We start from the raw sequence: 10,980 nt of genomic DNA, 5'->3' as shown, positions 1-10,980 counted from the left end.
TTTTTTCTTTGCCACGTTCATCAGCCAAATAATGATACCCGCTGCATTTATAATTATTTGTATTTACTAGATTATTATCTAATCACCATCCGAATCCACTAAGCATATTCTTGTTATAGGCAAACTTTGCCTTTTTTATAGGATTTCATTACCATCAGTACCCATTAAGCGGAAACCGTGGCTTTAAAAATAACATTCTCTGGGGCGGGCCAGAACTTTCATTGTTAACATAAAGGTGTATAACGTGTTTTATCTAAAGCCCCGACCTCGTAAGTTGGTCTATGCTATTACCTTTGAGACTCTCGCGATTTTATTAAGCACTGTTTTACTGGCAATATTAAGCCAAAGCCAATCACATAATTCACTGCCCGTTGCAATTGCTGTTTCTGTTATTGCTCTGATTTGGAATTATATTTTTAATTCTTTCTTTGAATTAATTGAGTCGAAATTAAGGATCAAAAAACGCACAGTCATGGTACGACTTACCCATGCAATAAGTTTTGAATTAGGTCTGTTCTTCTTTACCATTCCACTTTATATGTGGTGGTATAATGTAGGCTTTATCAAAGCAATAAGTATGGAAGTCACTATATTAGTGTTCTTCTTTATCTATACCTATTTATTCACACTCGTTTTCGATAAATTATGTCCTCGTGTTTATTCGACAGAAAACAAAGTGGTGTAATCGCTTAATCCTGCCGATATTCAGTAGGACTTTTATTAAAGTATTGGCGAAATGCCTGACTAAATGCAGAGTGTGAATCATACCCTACTGCTAGGGCAATATTTTCAATATTTACTGATGTGTATTTTAATAATTCAGCGGCTTTGCTAAGTCGCTGTTGAGTGACATATTGCATCACAGACACTCCCACCTCTGCTTTCATTTTTCTCTGTAACGTACTCGCTGATGTATTAAAAGCAGAAGCAATATCATGTGTTGTTAATGGTGTATGTAATTTATTCGCTAGCCAAGCATCCAAACTATCGCGCCAACCTTTTTGTATTTCCATTTGAGCAAGTAATAAGCGCGTGATCGTTGAATATTGATCTGGGGGTTGAGGATATTGATGTAGCCATTCCAATAACCCAATTGCTGCCGGTGATAATGCAAATTGCCCACCTTTCTCACTTAATTGCCATTGCGAGGTTGCTGGAAGTTCAAGAATAAGATTTTTATTATCTATATTGCCTGAAAAGGCATGATGAATAGTTGGAGGGATAATCAAGCAGTTTTGATTAGAAATCAGAAAGTCTTCTCGATTGAAATTAACTTCCATCGAACCCGAAAGCCCAAAAATAATCTGCCATAAATTATCATGCTGATGAGATACAGTCTCTTGTGTATAACATCGCAAATGCAATTGAGGTAATAACAAAAGACACTCCTTTATATCCATCCTGCTATTGAATAATTACTATATCAAAACTCAGCAGAACATCACTATTTAAGAGTGTCTTATCAAGATACTTATTTAAGCCAAACGAGAGCCATTTGGTAAAGGTAAGTTAAACTCAGCCAATACTATTGCCCCTGTTTCGTCAGGTGCCCCTGTAATTAAAACTTCAGATTTTATACCTGCAATACGTTTAACTGGAAAATTACATACACATAAAATACGACGACCAACAAGCTCTTCGGGTGTATAGTTTACCGTAATTTGAGCACTTGAACGCTTTATGCCTAATTCGCCCAAATCGACTTCCATAACATAAGCCGGCTTATTAGCTTTCTTATTTATTTCTGCGCTAATAATCGTTCCTACTCGCATATCTACACGTAGAAAATCACCCCATTCAATTAAATCTGTCATCTTTTTACCAATCTATTGTGTTTACGGTTATATCTCTATTACTGGATTATAGATTAACACGCATTATGCTAGCTCACCTGTGGTGAGGCAGTCATTCTCTGTTGAGAAAGAATCACTCACACTCTTTTTCTCTATTTTCATCATTCTGAATTTTGCTTATTTTCTAATAGCCTTTTAAATAACCATATCAATTCATAAATTTGTTATGTATAAAAAGTATTCTTAAGAAATGCAGTATTATTAACAACCCCAGAGAATATTATTATGAAAAAGATAACAGAGTGGACAACACTGGAAGGAAAACTTGTACGTTTAGTGCCTCTTAGCATAGAACACTATTCAGAACTCCATGAGCTAATTGAAAAAGATAGACCCGATGAGCTTTGGTATACCACCGTTCCTTCAGTAACAGATTTACAACGCGATATTGAGCATAAACTTCAATTGCAACAAAAAGGGTTAATGTTACCTTTTACCATAATTTCGAAAGCGAATAACCGTGTAGTTGGCATAACAACCTTTATGAATATTGATAGTCAAACACCAAGATTAGAAATTGGTTCAACATGGTATGCCAAAGAAGTACAAAGAACAGGAATAAACACAGAAGCTAAATACCTCTTACTTAAATATGCCTTAGAAGATTTACAGTGTATTGCTGTTGAATTTCGTACTCATATATTAAATCAAACTAGCCGTAGAGCGATTGAACGACTTGGCGCAAAACTGGATGGTATTTTGCGTAATCATAGATTAACAACAGGTGGTCAAAAAAGAGATACTTGCGTTTATAGCATTACTGATTACGACTGGGGATCGGTAAAAGTGCATTTAGAATGGCTTATGAAAAAATACTAATACACATTAAGAATATTACGAGGAAAATAACTTTTATCTCATTTAATTTGTTATCATAATTACTCCTTAATTATCTGTTATGGGGAGCTTTTATATTCCATGCACTCTGTTTACCAGTTTTTTCAGGCTATCGGTCTTGGTCTTATTTTGCTTTTGCCTTTAACTAATCCATTAACGACTGTCGCTCTTTGGCTTGGCCTTTCAGGCAATATGACAAAGGAACAACGTAATCAACAATCGTTAATGGCGTGTGTATATATTTTCCTCATTATGACCATCGCGTTCTATGCGGGGCGGATCATAATGACAACTTTTGGTATTTCTATCCCCGGTCTTCGTATTGCAGGCGGAATGATAGTTGCCTTTATTGGCTTTAGTATGTTGTTTCCAAACACACCTAATGTCGATGATCCTATTTCAGACGATAATAACCCACATCGTAATCCTAAAGAGACTAATATTGCCTTTGTTCCTTTAGCAATGCCAAGTACAGCAGGCCCCGGAACGATTGCAATGATAATCAGTACAGCAGCTTCAATCCCATCACGTACTGATATTGCACAATGGGTATTATATATTGCTCCTGTGACAAGCTTCTTTTTAATTAGCGTTATCGTTTGGGTATCACTTCGTGGCTCTACCCGCATTATGAAATATTTAGGCCACAGTGGTATTGACGCTATTTCTCGCGTAATGGGATTTTTATTAATCTGTATGGGCGTTCAGTTTATGATCAATGGTGTCCTTGAAATTATTGCTGATTTGCCTGCTTTATTAAAACAAGCTCAAGCTGCCGCTAATTTGCCAGATTAATTATCCCCTGCATGGTACGCCGCTCTCACTTTAGCTAAATAACGTGGTGCTTGAGATGCTGGATGATTTTTTTCAACATAACGATAAAAATCATCCGCGCTCATTGAATTAATTTTAGCGATAGCATTATCCCTATTCTTATCAAATGTTCTTAACAACGCACCAGCGCCATTCACATAAGCAAGGATAGTCGCATAATAAAGCGTTTCAGGATCAGCAATTCCGGCAAGATGACGTTCTCTTAATAATTGAATATAAGCTGTACCTAAATCGATATTAATGGCTGGATCTTTTAATTGAGCTGTTGTTGGCTGCCCTGCCTTGCCTCTATTTTGGTAAACATCTCTTCCCGCAGTTGATGCTTTAATTTGCATTAATCCAACTGCATTTGATTTGCTAATCACTTCAGGTCTAAAGTTTGATTCAACTTGGATAATCGCCTTAATTAATGTTTCATCAACATCGTAACGGCTTGATGCTTGCTGTATATGGTTATCAAAAGGTGTTGATTTCCATTGAGCCGTTGAGATTGAAGCATTATTAACGCGGTTCTCTACTGTTTTTTGGCTTAAAAATCGTGATGTTTCTTTTTGAATAGGTTGACGAGCATGATCCGCACAACCAGCAAGAAGCAAAATTACCAAAGAAAAGATGATTTTTACTTTCACGTTTTATCCTTTTGCATAACGTGTTGTACAAGATATATTTATATATCAAAGGGTTGTTAATATATTATTCTATTTCTACATAAAAATGCATGCTAAAATATGGCAAAGCGCAAGAAATAAATCAATCTATTACTACTTCTAGTGTGTGCGTTTTATCTCAAATCTATCCTATTTCCTGTTTTCTTCACGAAATCTCTCAATCAGAATATCTGTAATAAAAACAATTCACTGAGGGATAGCTATAATCATAAAAATAATCTCTCGCACAAATAGTTACGAACCATTGTTAATTTTTGTGACAAAAATCGACAATCTACTTAACATTTATTGGAATACATGTTGTTATCTTATTTCCAGTCGTTATCAAATGAAGCTTTTTACACAGAGATAACTTGACTTTTTTGAAATGATATTGATAATCATTATCAATTAAGAAAATAACTCTGCAACTATAAGGCAATAATAATATGGATATATTTCGCTCTATAAACAAACTTTCACTTACGGCTTTATGCCTTATGGCATCCGTATTTTTAACAGCACCAACACAAGCAAAAGATAAACTAAAAGTCGTCACCACTTTTACTATTATTCAAGATATCGCTCAAAACGTGGCTGGAGATGCAGCGATTGTTGAATCAATCACAAAACCTGGCGCTGAAATTCACGATTATCAACCCACTCCTAAAGATATTGTAAAAGCGCAAAAAGCGGATCTTATTTTATGGAATGGCTTAAACCTTGAACGTTGGTTTGAACGCTTTTTTAATGAATTACGTAACGTACCCGCTGTTGTTGTCACTGAAGGCATTACACCAATGGCAATCAGTGAAGGTGCTTACAAAAATAATCCTAATCCACACGCATGGATGTCACCAAATAATGCATTAATCTATATTGAAAATATTCGCAAAGCGCTTGTTGAACATGATCCAGATAATGCAGCTATTTATAATCAAAATGCAGCAAATTACGCAGAAAAAATTAAACAACTTGATGCACCATTAAGAGAAAGATTATCTCGTATTCCACAAGAAGAACGTTGGTTAGTAACGAGTGAAGGTGCATTCAGCTATTTAACCAATGACTACGGTTTTAAAGAAGTTTATTTATGGCCAATCAATGCAGAAGAACAAGGCACACCACAACAAGTTAAATATGTGATTGATACTGTTAGAGAACACAAGATCCCTGTTGTCTTTAGCGAAAGTACAATTTCAGATAAACCTGCTAAACAAGTCAGCAAAGAAACTGGCGCAAAATATGGTGGTGTTCTTTATGTTGACTCACTTTCCGCTGAAGGTGGTGAAGTTCCTACTTATATTGATTTAATTACTATTACAGTAGATACAATTGCGAAAGGATTTGGGCAATGAGCAATATAAAAGCTAATCCTACTTTGACTGTTGATAATGCCACTGTTACTTACAACAACGGTCATACGGCCATTTTTGATGCAAGCTTCTCTATCACTGGCGGCACTATTTGTGCCCTAGTGGGCATCAATGGCAGTGGTAAATCCACACTATTTAAAACCATTATGGGGCTGGTAAAGCCCTCTAAAGGTAAAGTGACATTAAACGATAATCCAATCCAACAGGCATTAAAACAAAATATGATCGCCTATGTTCCGCAAACAGAAGAAGTTGACTGGAATTTCCCTGTCCTCGTTTCTGATGTTGTGATGATGGGGCGTTATGGAAAAATGGGCTTTTTTCGTATTCCTTCAAAGCGCGACCATGAGGTTGTTGAAGCATCATTAGAACGCGTTGGCTTGTCAGGTTTAGGACATCGCCAAATTGGTGAGCTTTCAGGTGGTCAGAAAAAACGTGTTTTCTTAGCACGAGCAATGGCTCAAGAAGGTACTGTTTTATTACTTGATGAACCATTTACTGGTGTCGATGTTAAAACAGAGAATGCCATTATTGAGCTATTACGCAATTTGCGTGAAGAAGGCCACTTAGTTTTAGTTTCAACACATAACTTGGGAAGTGTTCCTGAATTTTGTGACCACGTTATTTTGATCAATAGAACAGTGTTAGACAGTGGTCCAACTGAAACGACATTTACACAAAAAAACTTAGAACACGCATTTGGTGGTGTATTACGCCACATTAGCCTATCAGGTTCTGATCTTCATGATGATGACGATCCTCGCTCACTCACTGTCATTACCGATGATGAACGTGCTGCCGTATTCTATGGTCATCAAGAAGAACACACTCCAGCGCATCAAAGCCAGCGCAAACAAGGAGATTAGCCATGCTAGATTTACTCCTACAACCTTTTGAATATAACTATATGGTGAAAGCGATTTGGGTAAGCGCCTTAGTTGGTGCCGTCTGCGCTTTTCTTTCATCCTATCTTATTTTGAAAGGTTGGTCGTTAATGGGAGATGCCCTTTCCCACTCAGTTGTTCCCGGTGTTGCAGGGGCTTATATATTAGGTTTGCCTTACGCAGTCGGTGCTTTTTTTACGGGTTTACTCGCTGCATTATCAATGACATTTATTCGTCATATCACACGCCTTCGTGAAGATGCTGTTATCGGTTTTATCTTCTCCACTTTTTTTGCCTTTGGTCTGTTGCTGGTTTCTCTTAAACCGACAGCCGTCAACGTTCAGACCATTATTCTCGGAAATATTTTAGGTATTGCTGATGAAGATGTATGGCAAGTTGTGATTATTACAGGTATCTCTTTCTTAGTCTTATTTTGCATCTGGAAAGACTTGCTTGTAGTTTTCTTTGATGAAGTTCATGCAAAGTCAATCGGCTTATCACCACTAAAATTAAAAATTATCTTTTTTACTCTTTTGAGCGCGTGTACTGTTGCAGCGCTTCAAACTGTTGGCGCCATTCTTGTCATTGCTATGGTAGTGACGCCCGGTGCAACGGCTTATTTACTCACAGACCAATTTAAACGACTTGCAATTATTGCTATCTGTATCGGTACAATCACAAGTGCTGTAGGCGCTTATCTTAGCTACTTCTTTAATGGTGCAACAGGTGGCGTGATTGTTACAATGCAAACATCACTCTTTTTGTTGGCTTTCTTATTTGCGCCTAAACACGGTATGTTGGCAGCTCGTCGCCGTGCTCGTCAGAGTTCACAACAGTTGATCACACAATCTCATCAACATAAAGGATCAACAAAACAAGAAGAGGTGAAACTATGAATGAGTTGATGGAGTTTTTCATTGAGCCTTTTCAATATCCCTTTATGCAACGCGCTATTATTGCAGCCATTATTATAGGTATCGCCTGCGCTATTTTATCTTGTTATATGGTATTAAAAGGCTGGTCTTTAATGGGAGATGCTATCTCTCACGCCGTTTTGCCTGGAGTTGTTCTTGCTTATGTCACCGCCATTCCATTAACAGTAGGAGCCTTTCTTTCTGGGCTGTTTTGCTCGTTTGCAACCGGTTATTTAAAAGAGCACAGTCGTATTAAAGAAGATACTGTGATGGGAATTGTATTCTCGGGTATGTTTGCTGTCGGTTTAGTCATTTTCGCCAGTGTCGATACAGACCAACATTTAATGCATATTTTATTTGGTAATATTTTAGGCATTACGCCGGATGTATTAACTCAAATTAGTATTATCTGTGTAATCACCATCACTATTATGCTTATTAAGCAAAAAGATTTTATGCTTTATTGCTTCGATCCTAACCAAGCAAGAATTGTTGGTTTACCTGTCACGTTATTACACTATGGATTACTGTCTATTTTGGCATTAACCATCGTTGCCTCAATGCAAGCTGTTGGGATTATTTTGGTTGTCGCTATGCTTATTTCACCGGGGATCACCGCGTATTTATTAACACGTAGTTTTTCACGCATGATTATGTTAGCAATTGTATTTTCTGTCGCATCTAGCGTTATAGGAACATTTATTAGTTTCCATATTGATGGAGCAACAGGTCCATGTATTGTGCTAACGCAAGCTGTATTCTTTATTATTGCGCTACTCTGTAATCAGATTAAATTAGCAAAAATAAAGCGACAAACAAAACCCGCTAGCGCCTGATAATATTCTTTATCTTAGCAAAAACGGGATAATCATCCCGTTTTTTAGCTTTATACTTTATTGATTTAATTAAAGTGTTATTGTCATAGTATAAACATCGCTCGTTATTATTTTATTTGGGTCTACTAAGTAAACAACTTTGCGAGGTGTAAGTATGTGGCAGAATATAGGTCGTTTACTGGAATCAAACTTAGGATTTTCAGCAAAGATAAACGAAAAAATTCACCTTTCTAGTGGCGATATTCATCATACATGGAAAATTTATTATGGTGATACGCCTATTTTTGTGAAATCCAACTTGCGTGAATTTCTGCCTAATTTTAAAAATGAGGCAGAACAACTCGAAATGTTGGCAAAAAGCCAAACAATTCGAACTCCTCGGGTTCTTGGTATCGGTAATAGTAAAGATGCCAGCTTCCTACTTCTTGAGTTTTTGCCTGTTCAACCATTTACACCTCATAGTGCCTACTGCTTCGGACAACAACTAGCAAAGCTACATCAGTGGGAAGATCAACCTAGCTATGGCTTTGATTTCGATACTCAAATCGATACCACTCCTCAACTCAATAGCTGGGAAAAACGCTGGAATCACTTTTATTCGGAAAAACGTATTGGCTTTCAGCTACAACTGGCTTCCGAGAAAGGCATGATTTTTGGGGATATCGACGAGATCACTCAACTTATCAATCATCGCCTTGCTGACCATACCCCTCAACCCTCTCTGCTTCATGGTAACTTATGGCCTAAAAACTGTGCTGCAATTGGTCAATCAGAAGGTACGGTGTTTGATCCTGCTTGTTATTGGGGTGATCGAGAGTGTGATATCGCAATGTTACCGCTTTGCACAGCAGTACCTGCAAATATTTTCGATGGCTATCAAAGTGTTTGGCCGCTATCAGATAAGTTTTTATCACGTCAGCCTATTTACCAACTCTATTTCTTCCTTAACCGTTGTAACTTATTTGGAGGAGAAGAAAATTATTTAGAAGTTAGAAAAATAATTGACGACCTATTAGCAACACCTTAATAGGGAACGAGCGAAGTAGTGCTGAGATAAAATATATAAGCTAAAAATATAACCTCGCCAGATTCAGTTATGCGAGGTTTATTTTTCCCTTTAGTTAATATAAATGAACCGTCCTTGTTCACTTTAAAGCCGGGTTACCATCCTAAGAATTTCATCAAGAAATAGCCTATTGCAATGACAACTAGAGGTGAAAGATAAAGCACCATAATTTGCGTAAAGATAGTATGTCGAGGCAATTTGATATTCTGTTGTAATTCCTCAGCCGTCACACCACTTTTCATTGCACGTTCTATAATCAGCTGATCTTGTATATTTTCCTTCAGATATTTCACTTGGCGATAAATTCGTAATCCTGATGCACTAAATGCTAAACCAATAAACATAAAAAGAAAGATAACAAAAAAAGTAATATTTTCTTGGCTAAATCCCATTTGTGTATTGGGAATAGGTGAATTTCGCCAGAAAAAACCTAAGAAAGGTGTATTAAATTGCACCATTTCCGCTAATACACGAAAAAAATCATTAATTACGGCATTTACACCATCACCACTTGGGCGTTGTATTGCAGCCAATCCTATCAATGATACAGCTGTCGAAATAAAGGCAGGAATAAAAATAAGCCAACCAAGTACACGCTTTAAAATGGCATACAATCCTGCATATTGATAACTCATCACATCCTCACTAAATAGAATTCGTCAATATTTATCTGTTTATCGTAGTCTAATTAACGGCTAATACGACAATAAATTAATAGTAGCTATTCTCTCTATTTATTTTACACAATAAATAAGAAACTGATTAAAAAGATTTTCCTTGCAACTCTTGCTACAATCGCCACTCGACAACATAGACCTTATTTATGGAGAGTAACATGTCTTTTAAATTCCCTATTGAAGCTGCAATATTTGATATGGATGGTTTATTAATCGACTCTGAACCATTTTGGCAGCAAGCAGAACATGAGGTCTTTGCTGAATTAGGCGTCGATTTATCTCTTGCCTCATCAATGCCCGACACGGTTGGATTAAGAATAAACGAAGTTATTGATTTATGGTATAGAGTATCACCTTGGCAAGGCGTTTCAAAACAAGAAGCAAAACAAAAAATGGTTTCTCGTGTTGTCAAATCAGTTGAAGAAACAAAGCCATTATTACCAGGTGTTGAACATGCTTTAGAACTTTGCAAATCATCAGGGTTAAAAATTGCACTGGCATCAGCCTCTCCTGACTTTATGCTTGAGCGTGTACTTGAGTTGTTTAATATTCGCCATTACTTCTCTGCCGTAGTATCTGCCGATGAATTGCCACACAGCAAGCCTCACCCAGAAGTTTATCTAAACGCAGCTAAAGCTCTTAATCTTGATCCTATCCACTGTGTTTCATTAGAAGATTCTCGCAATGGTATGATTGCTTGTAAAGGCGCAAGAATGCGTTCTATCGTTGTACCTGCAACAGAACAATTTAATGATAAACAATGGGGATTGGCTGATGTGAAAATTGCGTCACTCAATGAACTAACGCAACTGCATTTATTAGGCTAATTTCCATAAATAAAAAGGATATCCTGCCTTGTAAGGTATCCTTTTTATTCTATTTTTAATGTTCACAACTCTCCTCACTCTTTTTGTCTTTAAAGCCTACAATTGTGTATTTCGTTTAATGCCCACTTACCTTTATCTGACTTTTTAGTTTTTTATCCTAAATTCGATCATTTTTAAATCAATCGAATAAAATTTTCCTGTTATTCCTTAATATTTAAGACAATTTTTG

General features: G+C 36.8%; 13 protein-coding genes. 9 read left to right on the top strand and 4 right to left on the bottom strand.

Annotation, left to right across the window (positions count from 1 at the left end):
- Positions 1-244 precede the first annotated feature (244 nt).
- Complete coding sequence (locus GTH25_RS07480; protein ID WP_075673358.1) at positions 245-685, top strand: PACE efflux transporter; 441 nt, start codon at positions 245-247, stop codon at positions 683-685.
- A gap of 4 nt (positions 686-689) precedes the next feature.
- Here the strand turns inward: GTH25_RS07480 and GTH25_RS07475 are convergent, their stop codons facing one another.
- Positions 690-1,379, bottom strand: coding sequence for an AraC family transcriptional regulator (locus GTH25_RS07475; RefSeq protein WP_075673359.1), 690 nt, complete (start codon positions 1,377-1,379; stop codon positions 690-692).
- A gap of 96 nt (positions 1,380-1,475) precedes the next feature.
- Positions 1,476-1,814 carry a tRNA-binding protein gene (locus GTH25_RS07470; RefSeq protein ID WP_075673360.1) on the bottom strand — a complete coding sequence of 113 codons (339 nt, stop codon included), beginning with the start codon at positions 1,812-1,814 and terminating at the stop codon, positions 1,476-1,478.
- Between the two features lie 264 nt (positions 1,815-2,078).
- On the opposite strand from GTH25_RS07470, the gene GTH25_RS07465 reads away from it, so the two are divergent.
- Both GTH25_RS07465 and GTH25_RS07460 read left to right on the top strand, forming a co-directional pair.
- Positions 2,079-2,672: a GNAT family N-acetyltransferase gene (locus GTH25_RS07465; protein ID WP_075673361.1), complete on the top strand. Its 594-nt coding sequence runs from the start codon at positions 2,079-2,081 to the stop codon at positions 2,670-2,672.
- 99 nt (positions 2,673-2,771) lie between these two features.
- Positions 2,772-3,485, top strand: a complete 714-nt coding sequence (locus GTH25_RS07460) for a MarC family NAAT transporter (RefSeq protein WP_075673362.1) — start codon at positions 2,772-2,774, stop codon at positions 3,483-3,485.
- On the opposite strand, the gene GTH25_RS07455 is transcribed toward GTH25_RS07460, so the two are convergent.
- Entirely contained in the window at positions 3,482-4,153 is a 672-nt protein-coding gene (locus tag GTH25_RS07455; RefSeq protein ID WP_075673363.1) for a transglycosylase SLT domain-containing protein, read from the bottom strand. The genes GTH25_RS07460 and GTH25_RS07455 overlap by 4 nt on opposite strands.
- A gap of 518 nt (positions 4,154-4,671) precedes the next feature.
- On the opposite strand from GTH25_RS07455, the gene GTH25_RS07450 reads away from it, so the two are divergent.
- The 5 genes from GTH25_RS07450 (at position 4,672) to GTH25_RS07430 (ending at position 9,208) form a co-directional block, all read left to right on the top strand.
- Positions 4,672-5,529 carry a metal ABC transporter substrate-binding protein gene (locus GTH25_RS07450; RefSeq protein ID WP_223672508.1) on the top strand — a complete coding sequence of 286 codons (858 nt, stop codon included), beginning with the start codon at positions 4,672-4,674 and terminating at the stop codon, positions 5,527-5,529.
- Positions 5,526-6,413, top strand: coding sequence for a manganese/iron ABC transporter ATP-binding protein (locus tag GTH25_RS07445; RefSeq protein ID WP_075673365.1), 888 nt, complete (start codon positions 5,526-5,528; stop codon positions 6,411-6,413). The genes GTH25_RS07450 and GTH25_RS07445 overlap by 4 nt, the downstream gene beginning before the upstream one ends.
- Positions 6,414-6,415: 2 nt before the next feature.
- Positions 6,416-7,327: a metal ABC transporter permease gene (locus tag GTH25_RS07440; protein ID WP_075673366.1), complete on the top strand. Its 912-nt coding sequence runs from the start codon at positions 6,416-6,418 to the stop codon at positions 7,325-7,327.
- Positions 7,324-8,181: a metal ABC transporter permease gene (locus GTH25_RS07435; RefSeq protein WP_075673367.1), complete on the top strand. Its 858-nt coding sequence runs from the start codon at positions 7,324-7,326 to the stop codon at positions 8,179-8,181. Before GTH25_RS07440 ends, GTH25_RS07435 begins: the two co-directional genes overlap by 4 nt.
- Before the next feature lie 154 nt (positions 8,182-8,335).
- On the top strand, positions 8,336-9,208 hold the full coding sequence (locus tag GTH25_RS07430) for a fructosamine kinase family protein (RefSeq protein ID WP_075673368.1): 873 nt from the start codon (positions 8,336-8,338) through the stop codon (positions 9,206-9,208).
- Between the two features lie 134 nt (positions 9,209-9,342).
- On the opposite strand, the gene GTH25_RS07425 is transcribed toward GTH25_RS07430, so the two are convergent.
- Positions 9,343-9,882, bottom strand: coding sequence for a YniB family protein (locus GTH25_RS07425; protein WP_075673369.1), 540 nt, complete (start codon positions 9,880-9,882; stop codon positions 9,343-9,345).
- A 200-nt stretch (positions 9,883-10,082) separates the two neighbouring features.
- Between GTH25_RS07425 and hxpB the strand changes: the two genes are divergently transcribed.
- Positions 10,083-10,751: a hexitol phosphatase HxpB gene (gene hxpB, locus GTH25_RS07420; protein WP_075673370.1), complete on the top strand. Its 669-nt coding sequence runs from the start codon at positions 10,083-10,085 to the stop codon at positions 10,749-10,751.
- Positions 10,752-10,980: the final 229 nt, after the last annotated feature.

Origin of the sequence: Proteus terrae subsp. cibarius (assembly GCF_011045835.1) — a bacterium.
Lineage (GTDB): Bacteria > Pseudomonadota > Gammaproteobacteria > Enterobacterales > Enterobacteriaceae > Proteus > Proteus cibarius.
Note: the sequence above shows the minus strand (reverse complement) of the source record. Positions and strands in the feature narration are given on the sequence as shown.